General features: G+C 30.0%; 22 protein-coding genes. All 22 read right to left on the bottom strand.

Annotated features, from left to right (window positions below; all coding sequences use genetic code 11):
- Positions 1-173 precede the first annotated feature (173 nt).
- The 22 genes from CC89_RS06885 to rnpM all read right to left on the bottom strand — a co-directional run bounded on the left by CC89_RS06885 (position 174) and on the right by rnpM (position 22,363).
- Positions 174-530, bottom strand: coding sequence for an SMR family transporter (locus CC89_RS06885; protein WP_035290578.1), 357 nt, complete (start codon positions 528-530; stop codon positions 174-176).
- 12 nt (positions 531-542) lie between these two features.
- Positions 543-1,787: a glycosyltransferase family 39 protein gene (locus CC89_RS06890; RefSeq protein WP_035290580.1), complete on the bottom strand. Its 1,245-nt coding sequence runs from the start codon at positions 1,785-1,787 to the stop codon at positions 543-545.
- 42 nt (positions 1,788-1,829) lie between these two features.
- The gene (locus CC89_RS06895) at positions 1,830-2,699 is read right to left on the bottom strand and encodes a decaprenyl-phosphate phosphoribosyltransferase (RefSeq protein WP_035290582.1); all 870 of its coding nucleotides are present in this window, start codon (positions 2,697-2,699) and stop codon (positions 1,830-1,832) included.
- Positions 2,700-2,833: 134 nt separating this feature from the next.
- Positions 2,834-3,094, bottom strand: coding sequence for a stage V sporulation protein S (locus CC89_RS06900; protein ID WP_035290585.1), 261 nt, complete (start codon positions 3,092-3,094; stop codon positions 2,834-2,836).
- A 123-nt stretch (positions 3,095-3,217) separates the two neighbouring features.
- Positions 3,218-4,738, bottom strand: a complete 1,521-nt coding sequence (rny, locus tag CC89_RS06905) for a ribonuclease Y (protein WP_502685627.1) — start codon at positions 4,736-4,738, stop codon at positions 3,218-3,220.
- A 193-nt stretch (positions 4,739-4,931) separates the two neighbouring features.
- Positions 4,932-5,987 (bottom strand): recombinase RecA, encoded by a 1,056-nt coding sequence (recA, locus tag CC89_RS06910; protein ID WP_035290588.1) that lies wholly within the window; start codon positions 5,985-5,987, stop codon positions 4,932-4,934.
- A 149-nt stretch (positions 5,988-6,136) separates the two neighbouring features.
- The gene (pgsA, locus tag CC89_RS06915; RefSeq protein WP_035290590.1) at positions 6,137-6,682 is read right to left on the bottom strand and encodes a CDP-diacylglycerol--glycerol-3-phosphate 3-phosphatidyltransferase; all 546 of its coding nucleotides are present in this window, start codon (positions 6,680-6,682) and stop codon (positions 6,137-6,139) included.
- Positions 6,666-8,000 (bottom strand): 30S ribosomal protein S12 methylthiotransferase RimO, encoded by a 1,335-nt coding sequence (gene rimO, locus CC89_RS06920; RefSeq protein ID WP_035290592.1) that lies wholly within the window; start codon positions 7,998-8,000, stop codon positions 6,666-6,668. The genes pgsA and rimO overlap by 17 nt, the downstream gene beginning before the upstream one ends.
- A 44-nt stretch (positions 8,001-8,044) precedes the next feature.
- The gene (locus CC89_RS06925; RefSeq protein ID WP_051931577.1) at positions 8,045-10,255 is read right to left on the bottom strand and encodes an FtsK/SpoIIIE family DNA translocase; all 2,211 of its coding nucleotides are present in this window, start codon (positions 10,253-10,255) and stop codon (positions 8,045-8,047) included.
- Between the two features lie 85 nt (positions 10,256-10,340).
- A complete protein-coding gene (locus CC89_RS06930) occupies positions 10,341-11,036 on the bottom strand; it encodes a ClpP family protease (RefSeq protein WP_035290597.1) in 696 nt (231 codons plus the stop codon).
- A 54-nt stretch (positions 11,037-11,090) separates the two neighbouring features.
- A complete protein-coding gene (gene dapG, locus CC89_RS06935; protein WP_035290598.1) occupies positions 11,091-12,281 on the bottom strand; it encodes an aspartate kinase in 1,191 nt (396 codons plus the stop codon).
- Positions 12,282-12,294: 13 nt separating this feature from the next.
- Complete coding sequence (locus tag CC89_RS06940) at positions 12,295-12,570, bottom strand: YlmC/YmxH family sporulation protein (protein ID WP_035290599.1); 276 nt, start codon at positions 12,568-12,570, stop codon at positions 12,295-12,297.
- Positions 12,571-12,627: 57 nt separating this feature from the next.
- Complete coding sequence (locus tag CC89_RS06945) at positions 12,628-13,887, bottom strand: M16 family metallopeptidase (protein WP_035290601.1); 1,260 nt, start codon at positions 13,885-13,887, stop codon at positions 12,628-12,630.
- Between the two features lie 61 nt (positions 13,888-13,948).
- Positions 13,949-16,051 (bottom strand): polyribonucleotide nucleotidyltransferase, encoded by a 2,103-nt coding sequence (locus CC89_RS06950; protein ID WP_035290603.1) that lies wholly within the window; start codon positions 16,049-16,051, stop codon positions 13,949-13,951.
- Between the two features lie 93 nt (positions 16,052-16,144).
- On the bottom strand, positions 16,145-16,408 hold the full coding sequence (gene rpsO / locus CC89_RS06955) for a 30S ribosomal protein S15 (protein ID WP_035290605.1): 264 nt from the start codon (positions 16,406-16,408) through the stop codon (positions 16,145-16,147).
- Between the two features lie 141 nt (positions 16,409-16,549).
- The gene (locus tag CC89_RS06960) at positions 16,550-17,461 is read right to left on the bottom strand and encodes a bifunctional riboflavin kinase/FAD synthetase (protein WP_035290607.1); all 912 of its coding nucleotides are present in this window, start codon (positions 17,459-17,461) and stop codon (positions 16,550-16,552) included.
- Positions 17,462-17,491: 30 nt separating this feature from the next.
- The gene (gene truB, locus CC89_RS06965) at positions 17,492-18,361 is read right to left on the bottom strand and encodes a tRNA pseudouridine(55) synthase TruB (RefSeq protein ID WP_035290609.1); all 870 of its coding nucleotides are present in this window, start codon (positions 18,359-18,361) and stop codon (positions 17,492-17,494) included.
- A 2-nt stretch (positions 18,362-18,363) separates the two neighbouring features.
- Positions 18,364-19,326: a DHH family phosphoesterase gene (locus CC89_RS06970; RefSeq protein WP_035290611.1), complete on the bottom strand. Its 963-nt coding sequence runs from the start codon at positions 19,324-19,326 to the stop codon at positions 18,364-18,366.
- A complete protein-coding gene (gene rbfA / locus CC89_RS06975; RefSeq protein WP_035290613.1) occupies positions 19,313-19,678 on the bottom strand; it encodes a 30S ribosome-binding factor RbfA in 366 nt (121 codons plus the stop codon). The genes CC89_RS06970 and rbfA overlap by 14 nt, the downstream gene beginning before the upstream one ends.
- A 27-nt stretch (positions 19,679-19,705) precedes the next feature.
- Complete coding sequence (gene infB / locus CC89_RS06980) at positions 19,706-21,772, bottom strand: translation initiation factor IF-2 (protein ID WP_035290615.1); 2,067 nt, start codon at positions 21,770-21,772, stop codon at positions 19,706-19,708.
- Positions 21,773-21,792: 20 nt separating this feature from the next.
- On the bottom strand, positions 21,793-22,104 hold the full coding sequence (locus CC89_RS06985; protein WP_035290617.1) for a ribosomal L7Ae/L30e/S12e/Gadd45 family protein: 312 nt from the start codon (positions 22,102-22,104) through the stop codon (positions 21,793-21,795).
- A complete protein-coding gene (gene rnpM, locus CC89_RS06990) occupies positions 22,094-22,363 on the bottom strand; it encodes an RNase P modulator RnpM (protein ID WP_035290619.1) in 270 nt (89 codons plus the stop codon). The genes CC89_RS06985 and rnpM overlap by 11 nt, the downstream gene beginning before the upstream one ends.
- Between the last annotated feature and the right edge of the window lie 5 nt (positions 22,364-22,368).

The following is a 22,368-nucleotide window of genomic DNA, read 5'->3' on the forward strand; positions in this document are numbered from 1 at the left end:
CTTTACAAACATTTTTTTGAAAATATTTTAACAATTGAAAGTTATCATTCATATATACTAATATATCACTTCATTCCTTCAATGTAAACATTTAATTTATTTCCATATGACAGATAAAGTAAATGTAACCTTCAGTTTATTCATAAATATTACCAAAGGATACATTTATTTATTTAACTTCGTGCTATAAATATTACTCCAATAATTATTAATGCAGTACCAAATACCCTAGGCAGTGTGATATTTTCTTTAAATATAAAGTAAGAAAATATCATAACCAATACATAGCCTAAACTTACCATTGGGTAGGCATAACTAAGCTCCACTTTACTTAAAACCTTAATCCATAATAAAAAACTAACGCCATAAGATATAATTCCCATCATTACAGGAAAATTCTTAAGAATATCTAAAATACTGTAAAAAATATTTATACCTGAAAAGTTAAGTTGAAGATTAGGCGCTCCTACTTTAACAAGTATTTGACCAAGTGCTCCTAAAAATACAGAAATTAATATAAGACCTATCATGGTATATTCTCCTTATTTAAGTTTAATTTTATTTTTTCTCATAATTATAAAATTATAAAAAGCATAACAGAAAATAAATATCATAGGAAATGCATATCTGGCTTGTCCCTCTGTTACAAAATAAACACAAGTAAACATGTAAAATAAAATGCATAAGTAAACAGTAAATTTATTTAATTTATTTACCTTTTTCTTTATTAAGCAGAATATAATATAAAAACTATAATAAAATATATAGCATATTGCTATAAGTAAAAAAATAGCTCTAAAGGTTCCATATACGTAATACATTTTAAATTTAGTATTTTCACTTAAATTGACTCCTTGAAGACTATAAGCTAGGTCATCTCCCACAAAATAAGTGTTTCCTAGTCTTTTTAATCCCAGAACTGTAAATTCTTTTGGATGACTCTTTATCCAGTCCTTGGCGGCACTTTTAAGCATTTTATTTTGTGCAGCCATATTTGCATTTTTATATTCTTCTTTATTTACTATAGAATTCTCCACTTCTTTTGCAGGCATCCATCTTCCGATGTTGTTTTGAGAATTATTATTTATATAAAGAACAATTCCTCCATTGTTTGATACAAAGGTAAATTCTTCATTATACTTTGTATTTCTATATACCCAAGGTGCCAAAACTAAAAGAGCAATCACCAGTATTACAAGAGAATCTTTTATAGTTTTTAGTATATTTTCTTTAAATATTACCTTATACAAAAATATAGCAAAGAAATATACAATGAAAAAAGGTTTAACCATTGTGTTTATTCCTACTAGTATACCTATATAAATATACTTAAATTTGAAATTTTCTTTAAAAAATAAATATGTTATCAGTAACATTAAAAATGTAAATAGTATTTCACTTCCTAAAATAGTATTGTAGAATATTGTACTTGGAAAGAAAGCAAATAATATAAAAATTATAAATTTATTCTTCTCTCCCATGGAGGTAAAATCCAATATTTTTTTAAATAAAATTATTGATAATAGAGTTAATACTAAATTTACTATTTTACCAACAAATATATTAGCTCCAAATACCTTATAAAAAGCAGCTAAAAATATTGGATAGCCTACAGAAGTATAGGTATCTCCCCAAATCCCTCCATGAGCTATTTGGATTGCTAGTTCATGATAATATTGAAAATCTGAAAAAGGTTGAGTATTAATTTTACATATCCATAATATATTAATAATTAAAAATATGCCTATTGCAAAATAATAATTTTTCTTGTAGTTTTTTTCTAACATAACATAACTCCTCATAATTTTTTCTTTAATTCTTTACATACCTTACAGTTTAAAATATATTATTGTAAGTATACTGATTCCCCATAATAGTATATTTATTAAAAACGGCATATCTTTTGTAAATACATCTTCTGGTTTAGAACCTATATTGGCTTTTTCCATAAGGTATTGATACCTAAAAACTCCATATAAAACAAATGCTATAGTAATCATCATCGTTCTGCTTTGTACAGAATTAAATGTATACAAGCAGTAAGCGATGAAAATAGATGGTGTTATTATACTAAGCATATTGTCAATAAACTCTATAGAATAATCTTTTAGGATTGTCCTATGCTTTGAACTACTATCCTTTAGCATTTTAATTTCACTCTTTCTTTTATTTAAAGCCAAAAATAAAGATAGTAAAACAGTACATAAAATAAGCCATGGTGATAAAATAACGTTAGTAGCCACACTACCACTTTCCACTCTTAAAACAAAACCTAATGTGATTACCATAACATCGATTATTACTATATTTTTTAGCTTGAATGTATATAATATGTTTAAGATTATATATGATAGACTTATTATAAATATTTTATAATTTACATTTATTCCTAAAGCTATTACCCCTAATAATAATAAAATATCTAATATTATCCCCTGGGTTTTACTTACTTTACCACTAGCTAAAGGTCTATTTTTCTTTTCAGGATGACATTTATCTTTTTCAATATCTATAATATCATTTAATACGTAGATACAAGATGATGTTAAACAAAATATTACAAAAGTCATTAAGTTTTTCTTTAGCAAGTCCATATTCAAGAAATTACCTGAGAAAACTATAGCTGCGAATACAAATGAATTCTTTATCCATTGTTTTGGTCTAGTTAGTTTGATCATTTCCTTAAAATTCAAATTCATATTGTTCTCCTTTCAAAATATATAAATAGCACTCTATAAGATTTTAATACATTTTATATTAAATTAAAAGAGCTTGTTTTTAAACATTATAAAAACAAGCTCTAAGAAAACATTTTCATTATAAATAACCTAAATTATCTTGGTTGAACTATAAGTTTTATAGCTGTTCTTTCTTCACTTTCAATTTTAATATCTGTAAAAGCTGGTATACAAACAAGATCTACACCACTTGGTGCAACAAAACCCCTTGCTATGGCAATAGCTTTAATAGCTTGATTTATAGCACCTGCTCCTATAGCTTGAATTTCTGCAACACCGTGTTCTCTTATTACCCCTGCTAATGCGCCTGCTACTTTGTTTGGTATTGATTTAGCTGAAACCTTTAATACTTCCATATTAAACCTCCTATTGTAAGTCTTATAGTATAACTCATATCATACTATTTCTACAAAAAATTCAAAAACCCTTTTAAATTTTGCTTTTAAAGGTACAAAATTCAAAAGGATTTCGATTGTAAATTATTTAGCGTATTCTATAGCTCTTGTTTCTCTTATAACATTAATCTTTATTTGTCCTGGATACTCTAACTCGTTCTCAATTCTCTTAGCTAAATTTCTAGCCATTTCAACAGTAGCAAAGTCATCTATACTATCTGGTTTTACCATTATTCTAATTTCTCTACCAGCTTGTATTGCAAATGATTTTTCTACGCCTTCAAAATCGTTAGCTATTTCTTCTAACTTTTCCAATCTCTTAATATAAGCTTCCAAAGTTTCTCTTCTTGCTCCAGGTCTAGCAGCCGATATAGCGTCAGCAGCTTGAACAAGTACAGCCTCTAGAGATTGAGGTTCTACATCTCCATGATGGGCTTCAATAGCATTAACTATTACAGAAGATTCTTTGTATTTCTTAGCTATTTCTGCTCCAATAGCAGCGTGTGGACCTTCTATTTCGTGATCAACAGCTTTGCCTATATCATGTAATAGTCCAGCTCTCTTAGCAAGTGCAGGATCTATTCCAAGTTCTGATGCCATAAGTCCAGCAAGATGTGCTACTTCCATTGAGTGTTTTAGCACATTTTGACCATAGCTTGTTCTGTACTTCAATCTTCCTAGAAGTTTAATAAGTTCTGAATGAAGTCCATGTATACCGGTTTCAAATGTAGCTTGTTCGCCCTCTTCTCTAATTATGTTTTCAACTTCTTTTTTGGCTTTTTCCACCATTTCTTCTATTCTCGCAGGATGAATTCTTCCATCGACTATTAATTTTTCAAGAGCAATTCTAGCAACTTCTCTTCTTATTGGATCAAATGCGGAAAGAATAACAGCTTCTGGAGTATCATCTATTATAAGATCCACACCAGTGAGAGTTTCTAAAGTTCTTATATTTCTTCCCTCTCTACCAATAATCCTTCCTTTCATTTCGTCATTAGGAAGAGCTACTACATGTACTGTAGTTTCAGCCACATGATCTGCAGCACATCTTTGAATAGCATAAGCTATAATTTCACATGCTTTTTTGTTGGCTTCTTCTTTTATTTTTGTTTCTTCTTCTTTAATTAGCATTGCAAGATCATGTCTAACTTCTTTTCTAGTTTGTTCTAATAATAATTCCTTAGCTTCTTCAGAAGTTAAGTTAGAAATTCTTTCTAACTCTTGTTTTTGAGTTAAATACAAATTTTTTACTTCTTGTTCTGTTTTTTCAAGCTCTTGTTGCTTTTTATTAATAGTCTCTTCTTTTTTCTCTAAAACTTCACTCTTTTTGTCCAAAGATTCTTCTCTTTGAATATTTCTTCTTTCTAGTCTTTGGATTTCATTACGTCTTTCTCTTGATTCTTTTTCAAGATCATTTCTTAATTTATGAACTTCTTCTTTAGCCTCTAATACGGCCTCTTTCTTAGCAGACTCAGCTTCCTTTTTAGCTTCTTCTACAATATTTCTTCCCTTTTCCTCTGCTTTAGATATATTAGCACTGGAAATATTCTTTCTGATATATACTATAGTAGTAAAAGCTACAAGTAAAAAAGCTATAACTGCCATTATCGTATACTGTATAGGCATTCCAACACCTCCTTTGCTTATTCCGTTTCCGTCAAAAGGAGCAAAACGAAAGCTTTGAAAAGGTGTTTCATTTACTAAAATAATTGGCTCATGATAAACCAGTATTTGTATTTATTTTATATTAATTTTATATAGATGTCAAGATTTCAAAAGAATAAGAATTTTTTAAATGCTATTCAGCTTTCTTTTGAGCTTTATCTTCTGGCTCTTTTTTGGGAGTATCCACTTTATTGCTATTGGCTTTTAATCCATTCTTTTCTCGTACTCTATTTTCTATTTCTAAAAGCAATGATGGATTATCCTTTAAGAACTGCTTCGAGTTTTCTCGTCCTTGTCCTAAACGAGTGTCTCCATAAGAGAACCATGCACCACTTTTGTTTACTATATCTTCTTCTACTCCCATATCTAAAACATTACCCTCTCTAGATATACCTTTACCGTACATGATATCGAATTCAGCTTTTTTAAAAGGAGGAGCAACTTTATTTTTAACTACCTTTACCCTTGTTCTATTCCCTAAAATTTCTTCCCCTTGTTTTATATTATCTATTTTTCTTACATCCATTCTTACAGAAGAATAGAACTTTAATGCTCTTCCACCTGGGGTAGTTTCGGGATTTCCAAACATGATGCCAACTTTTTCTCTTAGCTGGTTTATAAATACAATTATACAGTTTGTTTTATTTATAGAACCAGCTAGTTTTCTTAATGCTTGTGACATCAATCTTGCTTGAAGTCCTACGTGAGAGTCACCCATTTCTCCTTCTATTTCAGCTCTTGGAACAAGAGCTGCTACTGAGTCAACAACTATTACATCTACCGCGCCAGATCTAACTAAAGCCTCTGCAATTTCAAGCGCCTGCTCGCCTGTATCTGGTTGTGAAACTATTAAGTTTTCTACATCTACGCCTAAATCATGTGCATAATTAGGATCTAATGCGTGCTCAGCATCTATAAAAGCTGCTGTTCCACTATTTTTTTGAGCCTCAGCTATTATGTGAAGTGCTACTGTAGTTTTTCCTGAGGATTCTGGTCCGTATATCTCTATTATTCTTCCTTTTGGTACTCCACCTATACCTAATGCAATATCTAAACTCAAACATCCTGTAGAAATACAATCTAACTTAGGAATTTCATGATCTCCTAATTTCATTACTGAACCCTTACCAAATTGTTTTTGAATTTGGGTTAAAGCAGCATCTAATGCTTTTAGTTTTTCATTATTCATATTATCTCCCTAATGGGATTCACCTTCCTTTCGAACAGTTGTTCTTATTATACAATATATATTTATATAGGTCAACTTATACAAAAAGTCCCTACTACATTTTTGTAGGAACTTCTATTCTAATTATTAACCTTATATACAAATTTTAATCATTTATCTAATTTTAAAACTTGCTTATTTTTTACAAAATAATCCACACCTGAAATTATAGTAATTATTACCGCTAATAATATAGTTATTTTAGATAATGATATAATCCAATGTTCAGGATATGTTTTACTTATTAAAGAAATTATTATAGCTACCATTTGAGTTACAGTTTTTATTTTTCCCCACCAACTAGCAGCAATAACTATTCCTTCTGAAGCCGCTATAGTCCTAAGTCCCGTTACAGCAAATTCTCTAGCTATAATTATTACTGCTGCCCAAGTTCCTATTATATGAAATTCAACTAAAGCAATTAGAGCTGCAGTTACTAATAATTTATCTGCTAGGGGGTCCATAAATTTTCCAAAACGAGTTATTTGATTTCTACTTCTAGCAATATAACCATCAAGTTTATCTGTTAGTGAAGCTCCAATAAATATAATAGTTGCAATAGTGGTACCATAAGGTATCCCTGTTATAGTAATAAAAACTAAAAATATAGGTACTAAAAAAATTCTTATGAGTGTTAACTTATTTGCAAGATTCATCACATACAACTCCTATTAAATCATATTCTAATGCTTCGGTAACTTTTATTTTTATAAAGTTTCCTACATGTAATATTTTATCACATTTAAACCAAATTGCACCATCAATTTCTGGAGCCATTTCATAGCTTCTCCCATACCAATATTCATCCTTCTTACCTTCTATAAGTACTTCATATATTTTATTTATTTTATTATTATTTTTTGACCTAGAAACCCTTTGTTGCGTAATCATTAGTTCCCTATATCTTTTTTCTTTAACTTCCTCCGATATTTGATTATCCATTAAAGCTGCTTTTGTTCCTTCTTCCTGGGAATATTTAAATACACCTAACTTATCTATTTTTACATTCTCAATGAATTCTTTTAATTCAGAAAAATCCTCTTCCGTTTCTCCAGGAAATCCTGTGATAATAGAAGTTCGTAAAACAACATCAGGCATTTTATTTCTTATATAATCTATTGTTTCTAATATATCTTCTTTTCTGCTTTTTCTTCTCATGTTTTTAAGTACATTGTTACTGATGTGCTGAAGGGGTAAATCTATATAGTGGCATATTTTAGAGTTACTAGCCATTTCATCTATCAATTCTACTTTTAGCTCTTCAGGATAACAGTATAAAATCCTTATCCACTTAATAGATTCTATATTAGATATTTCCCTTACTAATTGATGTATTTTATTATTACCATATATGTCTACACCATATTTAGTAGTGTCTTGAGCCACTAAAATAATTTCCTTTACCCCTCTTTTTGCAAGTACATGTGCTTCCTTTATAATATCTTCTAATTTTCTACTTCTATATTGTCCCCGAATATACGGTATTGCACAATAAGAACAATAATTACTGCAGCCTTCTGCAATTCTTAAATAAGCTGTATGTGAAGGGGTCGTTAATATTCTTTCTCCCTCATTAATACATGAGTTACTGTAATTACAATAATCTTTTTTTTCACTTGTATTTAAAAATTCATCAATACCTTTTAATAAATTTTCATAGTCATTTACTCCATAAATCAAATCTAATTCCGGAATAAGATTTAAAAGTTCCTTGCCGTATCTTTGTGTAAGACATCCCGTGGCTATTAATAGTTTGCAATTATTATTCTTATACTGAGCCATTTCCAGTATTGTATTTATGGCCTCTTGCTTTGCTTCTTCTATAAACCCACAAGTATTAACTATTAATATATCAGCAGCTTTTGGTTCGTTGATTATTTCATATTTTTCATGTATCTTACCTAAGATTATTTCTGAATCAATTCTGTTTTTATCGCAGCCTAAACTAATAAGACCAACTTTGTATTTATTCAATTCATTTCCTCCTTATTAACAATTATTTCCTTGGTAATAATTTCTTATTCATTTTCTTTATCTAATAATACTTGTCTGGGTTTACTTCCATTTCTTCCGGAAATTACTCCTTTATCTTCTAATTGCTCTATTATCCTAGCAGCTCTATTATATCCTATTTTTAATTTTCTTTGCAATAGTGATGTTGATGCTTGTCCTTCTTGTATAACTATATCTATAGCAGTATCTAATAATTCATCCTCATCATTATTTTCTTTTGCTACAGATGAATTAATTTGCTCTATTATTTCCTCTTTATAATCTATGTCCTCATGTTTATCTTTTATGAATTGAACTACGTTTTCTACCTCTTCTTCAGAGATAAATGCTCCTTGTATTCTCATAGGTTTAGATTCACCCACTGGATAAAAAAGCATATCACCTTTTCCTAAAAGTTTTTCTGCTCCTGAAGAATCTAGTATGGTTCTAGAGTCTATTTGGCTTGAAACTGCAAAAGAAATTCTAGATGGAATATTGGCTTTAATAACTCCAGTTATGACATCCACAGATGGCCTTTGAGTGGCAATTACTAAATGCATACCTGCTGCTCTAGCCATTTGAGCTAACCTACCTATATATTCTTCAACTTCTCCAGGACATACCATCATTAAATCAGCTAATTCATCTATTATTATAACAATAAAAGGCAATTTTTCCTCTACTGTTTTCTTAGCATATAACTCATTATATCCATCTATATTTCTAACACTATTATCTGCAAAAAGTTTGTACCTTCTAGTCATTTCATTTACTGCCCAATTAAGTGCTCCAGCAGACTTTTTAGGATCAGTTACTACTGGTATTAAAAGGTGTGGAATTCCATTATATATACTTAATTCAACTACTTTTGGATCAATTAAAAGTAATTTTACATCCTTTGGAGAATATTTGTATAATAAACTTATAATTAAAGTATTTATACAAACACTCTTGCCTGATCCTGTGGCCCCAGCTACTAGAAGATGTGGCATTTTACTTAAGTCCGCTACTACACATTTCCCGGATATATCTTTTCCCAAGCAGAAGGTTACAGATTTATTAGAACTTATAAATTCTTCACTTTCTATAACTTCTCTTATATAAACTGCAGTTAATTCTTTATTTGGTATTTCTATGCCTACTGCTGATTTGCCAGGTATAGGTGCTTCGATTCTTACTGCTGATGCGGCCAAACTAAGTGCTATATCATCTGACAAATTCACAATTTTACTTACTTTAACTCCTGCTTCTGGTTGAAGCTCATATCTAGTTACTGAAGGACCTTTGGTTACTTGAAGGACTTTTGCTTCTACACCAAAGCTGCTTAAAGTTTCTTCTAACTTATTGGCACTATTTATTAAATCCCGTTTATCTCCTTTTTTCATCTTAGATAAATCATTTATATTCAAAAGTTCTGTAGAAGGATATGTATAATTTATCTCTTCTGACAAAGAAGAACTTTTTTGTATTTCTCTCGAAAGCTGATCATTTATATTTTCATTACAATCTTCTACATGTGGAGTGGATTTATGATTATCTTTGTTTTCTTCATCTTGAAAACTATTTTTTAAGAAATCTATAATCTTTATTTTATCATTTTTATCCTTTAAAAGTTTGGGCTCTGTATACTCTGCTGCAGCACTTTCTCGTATGTCCTTATTACTACATTCATCACTATTTTTTTTCATTTCTTTTAAATTAGCTTTAATATTATAAATAATATTACCTAGGGATAAATTTAGTATTATTATAGATGATATTATATATATACATAAAAATATAATATAGCTTCCAATCTTACCAAAGAGCCTGTATAACTGCACATCTATTATGTAAGCTATGACTCCGCCATGTAATGCACTAGATGAATTCCATATTTTTTTTATTCCATCTAACATGTGACCTACTGAATAATAATTGTCTATAGCTAACATTCCAACAAAAAGAAGAGTATTAATAAAAAATAAAATTATTCCATAAAATTTACTATTTACTTTTATTTTACCCCCACTATATATATACATTATTCCTAAAAATATAATTAAGAATGGCAAAACATAAGTTCCTATTCCGCAAAATAAGATAAATGTACTTTTTATAAACTCACCAAAAATCCCTGAAGATTTTGTCATGTATATACTAAATATAGATAACAAACCAAAGGTTACTAAGCCTAGTCCTTTTATTTCATTATGGCGATTTACACTTTTCTTAGTCGAGTTCCTTCTTTTTCCCAATAAAATCACCTCCAAAAAAATATTTCTACATAACCTACAAATATCCTCTTATATTTAAAATATAAATAAAATATAACCATAGGATTTACCTATGGTTTTCGGAGCTACTTATCATAGAATTTAGTTTTGTCAGCGCTTTACTGATTCCACCTACCTCATCTATAAGACCATATTCCACAGCTTTCTCTCCTATTAATATGGTTCCCATATCATTTAAAAGTTCATCAGTTGCTAACATCATATTTTTTAGAGTTTCTTTATTAATATTAGATGTTCTTACAATAAATTCTGATATTCTTTCTTGCATTTTTTGAAAATACTCAAAAGTTTGAGGTACTCCTATAACTAGTCCATTCATTCTTATAGGATGTATTATCATAGTAGCAGAAGGGGATATAAAAGAGTATTGAGCTGAGGTAGCTAGAGGAACTCCTATGGAATGCCCTCCTCCTATGACTAATGATACTGTAGGTTTTGAAAGACTTCTTATCATTTCAGCAATGGCAAGCCCTGCTTCTACATCACCGCCTACAGTATTTAATATTATCAATAATCCTTTTGTATTCTCATCTCTTTCTGCATCTATTAATTGAGGTATAACATGCTCATATTTAGTAGCTTTAGTTTGAGGTGGTAACATCATGTGACCTTCTACTTGACCTATTATAGGCAAAATTCTTATGGGGTCAGTAGGTGCAGGCATATCTGATATTCCCAATTCTTTTATATTCTCCCTAACGTTTTCTTTTTGATTTTGTAGCTGCTGTTCATTAGTATTCATGTATGCATCCCTCCTAACAACCCTATTTTGTGTTAGAAAGGATATATATATACATTAACCTAATTTAAATTCTTTGTGAAGAGCATTTATTGCATTTTTACAGTTTTTAGATTCCACTAGACACCAAATAGTAGTATGTGAATCTGCAGTTTGAAGTACTTCTATACTTTCTTTTGTTAAAACCTTTAATATTCTAGCCATGACACCAGGGATTCCTCTCATTCTAGAACCTATAATAGAGATTTTGCTGCAATTTTTAATACTTGAATAGGATAAATGTAACTTTTTCATTAAGCTATTAAATTTCCCCATGTCTTCTTCATTTATAGTAAATACCGTTTCCTTTGGGAATATGTTTATAAGATCTATACTTATAGAATTATTTGATAGTATATCAAATATATTATTATAGTCTTTTTCTTCATTAAATTTAACTCTTACTTGAATTCTGTTATCCATAGATGTAATTCCTGTAATAATATTATTGGAGTCTGAATTTCCAAAAACATTTATCACAGTACCTTCGCTATCACTTAAAGTATTTTTTATAACTAAAGGAATATTTCCCTTCATAGCCACATCTACAGCCCTAGGATGTATTACTTTTGCTCCTTGATCCGCAAATTGAAAAACTTCATTATAACTTATCTCTTTTATTAAGGTGGCGTCTGAAACCACTCTTGGATCTGCGGTCATAATTCCATCTACATCCTTATAAATTTCTATTTTTTCAGCTTTTAAAGCAACTCCAAGAATAGCAGCAGTAAAATCGCTAGCACCTCTTCCGAGAGTAGTTACATATCCATCTCTTGTTTTTCCTTGAAATCCTGCTATAATTGGTATTTTTCCTTCTTGTAATATATTCATTATGTTTTCTATGTTTGTTTCTTGTACTTCTGCATTTCCATGTTTTTCATCAGTTATTATTCCTGCCTGACCGCCAGTTAATGGTATAGAGAAAATGTTTTTCTTATTAAATTCATAACTCATGACAACAGTACTTATAACTTCGCCACAACTCATAAGTAAATCTGCCCCTAAAGGATTGTTTATCTTAAAATCATTGTCAATTAAAGATAATAATGTATCTGTAGCATAAGGTTCGCCTTTTCTTCCCATAGCAGATACAACAACCACTGGACTATACCCTAAACTTTTAGCCTGCATAACCTTATCAATAACTAATAATCTTTTTTCATGTGTTGATACAGAAGTACCTCCAAATTTTTGAACAATTATTTTCATTTTCATCCTCCAACTACACACCAGTTTTTTTCATTAGCCTATCGTCTATATCTATTATAATAGTTTTAGACCCTATTTTTTTTATATATTCCCAAGGCACCTCACTAAAAGTGTTGTTACTAAAAAAAGAGAATCTATTTTTAGGTTCATTTAAAATTAAACATTTAAATTCTCCTTTTTCATCAATTACAATATCATTATCACATAAATATCCATGCTTGTCACCATCATTTATATTTATTATTTCAAAATGATCCATTGAACTAAATAATCGTATGCTATCCTCCATAAAAATCCCTCCCAAAATTCCTTTCATAAAAATACTATGAAAAGGTCCAGTGGAATATTACAGATTCTTAATTATTTCATCTATATGAGAAGTATTGCCTACAAATGATGAGTTTACAATACCTTCCTCAAAGGTAGAATTCATAGTATTACTTATATGTTCCATAGATATTTTATCTATTTTATTTAAAATTTCCTCAGGAGTTTTAATTCTATTTTGGAACAAAGCAGATTTGCCATTAGAAAACATTCTGCTGCTAGTACTTTCTAAGCCCAGTATATAGCTTCCTTTTAATTGTTCCTTAGCATTATAGAGTTGTCTTTCGTCTATTCCTTTTTCTATAAAAATCCCTATTTCTTCTTTTATAGCTTCTATTGCTTTTACCGCTCCAGAGGGGTTTAATCCCACATATATGTTTATAATTCCAGTGTTTTTCATAGAAGACATGCCACAATACACAGAGTAGCAAATTCCCATTTCTTCTCTCAATTTTTGAAATAGTATGGAAGAGGCTCCACCGCCAAATATATTGCACAATATTAGTAAAGGATATATTTTATCGTTACCCATTTCTATCCCTGGTATACCTAAGCTTATATGTAGTTGTTCAATTTTTTTCTTTTTATAAAGATTACTTTTTAAAATTAATGGAGTAGAGTAACTAGTTATTATCTTCCTACTTTCATTAACCTTCCAATGCCCAAAATATTCTTCTACTAAACTTTCAATAGTATCTACATTAAAATTACCACATATTGATATTACAGAATTCTCAGGTATATAATATTTTTCCATATATTCTTTTAATTTTTCACCGTTAAACCGCTTTAAACTTTTCTTAGTACCTAATATAGGAAGAGATAAAGAATCATCACCCCAAATAGCTTTGCTATGTAAATCTAGTAGAACATCTTCTGGTGAATCTTCACTCATATTTATTTCTTCATATATTACGTTTTTCTCTTTTTCAATATCTTCTTCAGATAACTTAGAATTTAGCAGCATATCTGATAATATGTCTAAACATAAATGTAAATGAGTATTTAAACTTTTAGTATAAAAGCAAGTCATTTCTTTGCTAGTAAAAGCATTAATTTGACCACCTACATTTTCAATAGTTTCAGCAATTTTTTTACCATCCCTTTTATATGTACCCTTAAATAGCATGTGTTCTATAAAATGAGAAATTCCATTAGTTTGTTCTTGTTCGTTTCTTGAACCTGTTTCAATAAACACTCCAACGCTTACAGAACTTACGTATGAAATATGTTCTAGAACTATTCTTAACCCATTATGTAATTTAATAAGTTTATACATTTATTTCACCCTTCTATGCTATATAATAAAAAAATAAAAAGGCATTAATGCCCTTCTATTTTTAATCCTCTTTATTTTCAGATTCCTTTATAGCATCTTTTCTAGATAAATTTATTCTTCCTTGTTTATCTATTTCCGTAACCTTTACTAGTATTTCATCTCCTAAAGATACAATATCTTCAACTTTGTTTATATGTTTAAAGTCTAGTTGAGAAATATGAACTAATCCTTCTTTTCCTGGAAGTATTTCAACAAAAGCACCAAAGTTAGTTGTTTTTGTTACCTTTCCTAGATATATTTCTCCAATAACTACTTCCCTAGTTACGTTTTCAATCATTTGGATGGCTGCATCAGCACTTACCTTATCACTAGAAAGTATAAATATGGTTCCATCTTCTTTTATATCTATCTTTACTCCTGTTTCGCCTATGATTTTGTTTATATTTTCTCCACCTCTACCAATTACGTCTCTTATTTTCTCTGGATTTATTGTCATAGTATATGCTCTAGGGGCATACTTAGATAATTCTTCTCTTGGTGATGGAATGCACTCATTCATTTTACCTAATATATAAAGTCTTGCTTTTCTAGCATCTTCAATAGCCTTTTGAATACAGTTGTTTGAAAGTCCTGATATTTTTGTATCTACTTGTATAGCTGTTATACCCTTTTCAGTTCCTGCTACCTTGAAATCCATATCTCCAAAGAAATCTTCCATTCCCTGTATGTCTGTTAAAATTTCTTCATGAGATAAATCTTCGCTGGTAATTAATCCCATTGCAATTCCTGCAGCTGGTCTTTTTATTGGAACTCCCGCATCTAAAAGTGCTAGGGTACTTCCGCAAACACTAGCTTGTGATGTAGATCCATTAGAACTTACTACCTCAGAAACTAATCTTATAGTATAAGGAAATTCTTCTTCTGATGGAATCAATGGCTCTAATGCTTTTTCAGCTAAAGCACCGTGCCCTATCTCTCTTCTTCCTGGTCCCCTCATTGGACCAACTTCACCTACACTGTAAGATGGGAAATTATAATGATGCATATATCTTTTAGATTCTTCTGCACCTAAACCATCTATAATTTGAACATCACCTAAGGCACCTAATGTAGCTACTGTTAAAACTTGAGTCATTCCTCTTGTAAATAATCCTGTGCCATGTGTTCTAGGAAGTAATCCTACTTCACAGCTGATAGGTCTTATTTCATCAAATGCCCTGCCATCAGGTCTTCTGTTTTCATTTAAAAGCATGTTTCTAACTACTTCTTTTTGCATTCTATATACAACATCTGCTATATCAACTAAATTATCTGGATATTTTTCATTGAATTCATCACTTATTTTTTCTTTGATTATGTCTAATTTTTCATTTCTTTCATCTTTATTAGTGATGTACATTGCTTCTTTTACCATCGCAAAAGCAAATTCTCTAACTTCTTTTTCTACATTTTCATCAGCTTTAAAGCATATAGGCTCTTTCTTTTCTTTGCCCATTACTTCCATTAACTTCACTTGGAAGTCTGCTATCTTCCTACACTCTTCAAATCCAAACATTATGGCATCATACATAGTACTTTCTGATATTTCATCTCCACCAGCTTCTATCATCATAACCCTATTTCTTGTAGCTGAAACTGTTAAATTTAAAGAGCTTTTTTCTCTTTCCTCCACTGTAGGGTTTATTACAAATTTGTCATCTACTATTCCTACTGATACGGTTCCTACAGGTTCTGAATAAGGAATGCTAGATAGGCATAAAGCAATTGATGCACTGTTAGCAGCTAATATTTCTGGTAAGTTATCTTGTTCCACTGATAAAACTGTACAAACCACTTGAACATCATTTCTATATCCCTTTGGGAATAGTGGTCTAAGAGGTCTATCTATAGCACGAGCTGTAAGTATAGACTTATCTGATGGTTTACCTTCTCTCTTAATAAATCCTCCAGGTATTTTTCCAACAGAATAAAGCCTCTCTTGATATTCTACACTGAAAGGCAGAAAGTCAATTCCCTCTCTAGGCTTACTTGACGCATTTGCATTAACTAAAATAGCCGTATCGCCATATTTAACCAAAACTGCTGCATCAGACAACATACCTATTTTACCAAATTCTACTGATAATTTTCTACCTGCAACTGTTGTTTCACATACATTATTCATAATATGTACCTCCCTTCAATACTAATAATATTATATCCCATGTATTGAAATTTATTTTTCACTATATAAATAGAGCGGATAAACCGCTCTATTTTACTTTCTTAAATGTAATTCTGCTAAAATCTTACGATATCTTTCAATATCACGCTCTTTTAAGTAACTTAAAAGGCCCTTTCTTTTACCAACCATCATTAAAAGACCTCTTCTTGAGTGATGGTCTTTCTTATGAGACTTTAAGTGTTCATTTAAGTGGTTGATTCTTTCAGTTAATAATGCTATTTGCACTTCTGGAGAACCAGTATCTCCTTCATGAGCAGCAAATTTTTCGATTATTTCTAATTTTTTAGCCTTATCCATTATTGTACACCTCCAATTGTTAATCCCCACTAATCCATGAATAACGTCGGCAAGGCATTATTCATAGGTTATGGTTCACTATGTAATTATAACAAATATATTTTATATTGTAAATTAATTTTTCTAATTTTTTCATTTAAATCACTGCTTATAAGCAAATTTTTTATCTTTGTTCAATTGTTCCATAAGTTTATATACATTTTTAAATTTAACTTCATCTCTAATTCTTTTTATAAAACTAATTTTTATTTCTTTTCCATATATATTTTCTTCAAAGTCTAATATATGCGTTTCAATAGTAAAATTTTTACCATCTACAGTGGGGCTATATCCCACATTTGTTATACCTTTATAATATTCATTTTCATATTGTACTTTTGTATAATAAACTCCTACTTTAGGAACTATTAAATTTTCATTAAACCTTATGTTTGCAGTAGGAAATCCCATTTTATTTCCCAATCTTTTACCCTTCATTACTTTACCCGTTAAAGTCAAATTAGTATAAAGCAGTTTATTAGCTTTTTCTACATCACCATTAGATATTAAATCTCTTATATATGTACTGCTCACTATATGTTCATCTACCTTAATAGGTTCAATTACGTTTAATTCAAATCCCATTTCACTGCTTAATTTCTTTAATATATTTGTATTACCAGAATTTTTTCTTCCAAATTTAAAATTGAACCCTACAGTAATTCCCTTAACGTTATAGTGATTTATAAGCAGTTCTATAAATTTTTGGGGATCCATATTCATACACTCTTCATCAAATGGAACAAAATTCACCAAATCCACACCTATTTCATCAAGGCAATTAATTTTTGCATTGTTATCAATTATAATTTTAGGTGTCAAATCCTTATTTATTATACTTAACGGGTGTTCTTTAAAGGTATAAACCATAGATTTAATATTATTTTTTTTAGCACTGCTTATAGTTTTATTTATTAATTCCATATGCCCTATATGTAAACCATCAAAATTACCTAGTGCTACATATGTTTTGTATGGTAAAACAACCTTAAATTTATCTTCCATAACTATCATAAAAATTACCTCTATTTTATCATATATAGGTTAAGACAATAATTTGCACATTTTCAAACCATCAATTGTCCTAATTCCAATCCCCATAAAAGTTTTTTCATCATAAATTCTATATATTTGGTCTAAAGGAATATCTCCTATGAGATATTTATTTTTTACTTGAACACCATTTCTCAATAAAGTAGCTGTATTTTCTTTTAGCACTAGTTTAGGGTACTTATTTAAAGCTTCTTCTATTGAAATACAGTAATCTTTTACATTATTTGAATCTATTTTTGAAAGAGGTTGAGAATTTTCCTTTTTAAATGGTCCATTTTCTACCCTTTCAAGTTCCCACATAGTAGCTCCTAAACTTAAGGATTTACCTATATCATAGCAAAGACTTCTTATATAAGTTCCCTTAGAACATGAAACTTTAAATCTTACATAAGGTACATCTATATCCAATATATCTATACTATCAATATTTATTTTTCTAGCATTTCTTTCTATTTCTATACCTTCACGTGCTAATTCATAAAGTCTTCTGCCACCAACCTTTAATGCAGAGTACATAGGTGGTATCTGCTCTATTTCACCTACAAAAGAATTTATTACCTTTCTTATTTTTTCCTCACTTATGTTGCCTATGCTTTCTTCCTCTATAATTTTTCCTTCTCTATCATAGGTATCTGTAGTCACACCTAATTTTAATTTAGCTATGTATACTTTATGGTTCTCCATTATATACTCTATAATTTTTGTTCCCTTACCTATGCATACTGGAAGTATGCCAGAGGCCATAGGATCTAATGTGCCTGCATGACCAACTTTCTTTTCACCAGTTATTTTTCTTATAGATTTTACAACATCAAAAGAAGTAATACCTTCAGGTTTATATATATTTAATACACCATTCATATTTATCTCAACTCTTTTTCTATTACTTTTATAATAGTTTCTTCTGCTTTATCTATAGGTAATTCTAAAAACAACCCTGCAGCTCTTATATGTCCACCACCATTATAAATCTCTGCTATTTTTCTAACATCCACTTTATTTTTAGATCTTAAGCTTATTTTAGTACCATTATTCCATTCCTTTAAAAGTGCAACAACTTCAACAGTATCTATACTAGTACCAAAGGATATAGCATCCCCTGTGTCATCAGTTTCCACACCTATAGAATCTAACATATTTTTTGTTACTTTCATTATGCACAATTTACCATGTGAAAGAACACTTATGCTTTCAATGATTTTTCCATATAATTTAATTTTGTTTAAAGGCTTATTTTCAAAAACCTTTCTATGAATTTCACTAAAATCTATACCTACATCAATAAGTTCTCCAGCAATAGCATGAGTAAGTGAAGTGGTACCTGAATGTTTAAAAGAACCACTATCAGTTATTAGTGAAGTATAAAGACATGTAGCCATGTCCGTATCTATAGATATATCCATTTTCTTTAGCATTTGATATATAACTTCTGCTACAGCTATAGCTTTAGTGTCTACATAGTTATAATCTCCATACATCTCATTTGATAGATGATGATCTATATTCACTAATGTATAACCTTTATTTTCTAAGTGCAAATTCTCAACATTTATCCTCTTAACATCTCCACAATCAACCACTAATACACAATCAGTATTTTGCGGTATTGTCCTGTTTTTACCATCTATTTCTTCTGAATAAGGTAAGAATTGAAGATAATTAGGAGTAAAGTCTTTAGAAATAATTTTCACATGTTTATGGAGCTTCTTTAGTCCCTGCATAAGAGCTAAAGAAGTTCCAATGGAATCACCATCAGGTGATTCATGAAAAGTTATAACTATATTTTCACTTTCACTAATTTTTTTCAGTATTTCATTCATTATCATTTTGACCCTTCTCCTTTATTTTTTCTAAAAGAGAGTCTATATGCATTCCATGTTCTATACTATTGTCCATCTCTAATATTATTTCAGGAGTGTGTCTTAAATTAACTCTTCTACCTATTTCCCTTCTTATAAAACCTGAAGAATTTTTTAATATTTGTAGTGTTTCTTCTTTTTCAGAGTCTTTTCCAAATATACTTACATATACTTTAGCATAGTGTAAATCTTTAGTAACATTTACATCCGTAACACTTATCATAGTGCTTACTCTAGGGTCTTTTATATCATTTTGAATTATGGAACTAATTTCTCTTTTTAATTCCTCATTTATTCTTCCGCCTCTGTATTTTCCCATTAATATCACTCCTTTTAGTAAGGGACATTATAAGGTTTGAGGTTTAATCTCTTCAATTATATAAGCTTCTAGTAAATCTCCTTCTTTAATATCATTGAAGTTTTCTACCATTATACCACATTCATATCCTGTTGCTGCTTCTTTTACATCATCCTTAAATCTCTTCAAAGAAGCAATCTCTGACTCGAATATTACAATACCGTCCCTTATAACTCTTAATTTACTGTTTCTAGTTATTTTTCCATTTTGAACATAGCATCCTGCTACAGTTCCCACATTTGACACTTTATAAGTCTGTCTAACCTCTGCAGTTCCTAAAACCACTTCTTTATATTCTGGTTCTAAAAGACCTACCATTGCCTTCTTAATATCATCTATAGCATCATATATGACTCTATATGTTTTAATATCTACATTTTCCTTTTCAGCTAGTTCTGAAGTTTTAGCATCTGGTCTTACATTAAATCCTATTATTATAGCTGTAGATGCTGTAGCCAATATAACGTCTGTTTCATTTATAGCACCTACCCCACCATGTATTACTCTAACTTTTACGGATTCCGTAGATAATTTTTCAAAAGACTGTTTTACTGCTTCAACTGAACCTTGAACATCAGCTTTAACTATTATATCCAGTTCTCTAACAGTACCCTCCTGTATTTGATTATATAAATCTTCTAGTGAAACTTTATGTGAAGAATGAAGTCTTTGTTCTCTTAATTTTTCTTTTCTCTTTTCAGCCATAATTCTAGCAGTTTTTTCATCTTTAACTACATTGAATTTATCTCCTGCTTCAGGAACTTCAGATAATCCTAATATTTCTACTGGTATAGATGGCCCAGCTGATTTTATTTTCTTACCTTTATCATCAAACATAGCTCTTATTCTTCCATAAGTAGAACCAACTATTATAGAATCTCCTGTTTCCAAAGTACCATTTTGAACTAATAATGTAGCTACAGGACCTCTTCCTTTATCTAATTTTGCTTCTACAACAGTTCCTTTACCACTTCTTTTTGCATCTGCTTTTAATTCTAACATTTCTGACGTTAAAACTACCATTTCTAACAGTTCATTTATACCATCTTTAGTATGAGCTGATACAGGAACACAAATAGTATTTCCACCCCAGTCTTCTGGGATAAGATCATATTCAGTTAATTCCTGTTTTACTCTATCTGGATTTGCTGAAGCTTTATCCATTTTATTGATGGCTACAATTATTGGAACATTAGCTGCTTTACAGTGACTTATAGCTTCTTTAGTTTGAGGCATTATTCCATCATCTGCTGCTACCACTAATATTACTATATCTGTAACTTGTGCTCCTCTAGCTCTCATAGAAGTAAATGCTTCATGTCCTGGTGTATCTAAAAAAGTAATTTTTTCACCATTTATTTGAACTGTATAAGCACCTATGTGTTGGGTAATTCCTCCTGCTTCAGTAGTTGTTACCTTACTTTTTCTTATGGCATCTAATAATGACGTCTTACCGTGGTCTACGTGACCCATTACTGTAACTATCGGAGGCCTTTTTTCCTGTCCTTCATCATCGTCTTCTTCAATTTCTATTTCTTCTAGCTCTTCTTCATTAATTCCTTCTTCTTTTCTAGCAATTAATGCGTTATATTTTTCTGCAAGTTTCTCTGCAGTATTTACATCTATTTCTTGATTGACTGAAGCCATGACACCTAGAAGCATTAATTGTTTTATAACTTCTGCATAAGGCTTTTTAAGTTGATCTGAAAGCTCCTTAACTGTGATGGTTTCTTCCATCTCAATTATTATTTCTTCCTCACTTGATTCTTCTTTAACTACATTAGTTTGATTTTTCTCAGATTGAGGCTTATTTGCTTTTTTTGCACCCTTGGAAGAATTCTTTCCCTTTTTACCTTCATCTGAACTTACAACTTTTTCATCTTCCGTATCATTTTTCTCTTCATAAAGTTCTTTAATTAAATCAGCATCTTCCGATTCAATAACGCTCATATGATTTTTAGCTTTTATTCCAAACTCTTCGAAAAGAACGCTAATTAATTCTTTGCTAGAAACACCTAGTTCCTTTGCTAATTCATATATTCTAACTTTTGTCATAAATGTTCACCCCCGTATTATTAATTATTAAATTCTTTGTGTAAAGAAACCAATTTCTCAGTCATTTTTTCGTTTGCAATTCCAAGTACATTTAATCCTTCTCTTCCTAGGACTATACTCAGATCTACACTAGAGACATCTTCTATTAAAGGCACATTGTATCTTGTGCAATAATTTTTAAACTTATTTTTCGTATTATCTGAGCATTGCTTAGATAATATAATTAGACATACTTTAGATTTCTTTATAGCATCTTCGCACTTATTATATCCTATAATTAAGTTACCAGATTTCTTAACTATGCCTAAAAACTGAAAAAATTTATTTATCATTAGCTACCTCTTCCTTCAGTTTATCATAAATTTCTTCTTCTATCTTAGAATTAAGATTTTTTTCTAATCTTTTTGTTTTAAAGGCTTTTTCTAAGCAAGCAACATTTTTGCAGATATATGCTCCTCTTCCTGGTTTTTTACCAGTTAAATCTACAGATATTTCACCTTCATTACTTTTTACTATCCTTATTAATTCTTTTTTAGGTTTCATTTCCATACATCCTGTGCACATTCTTTGTGGTATTTTTTTTACCTTCATAAGTA

Source organism: Clostridium sp. KNHs214 (assembly GCF_000744935.1).
Classification (GTDB): domain Bacteria; phylum Bacillota; class Clostridia; order Clostridiales; family Clostridiaceae; genus Haloimpatiens.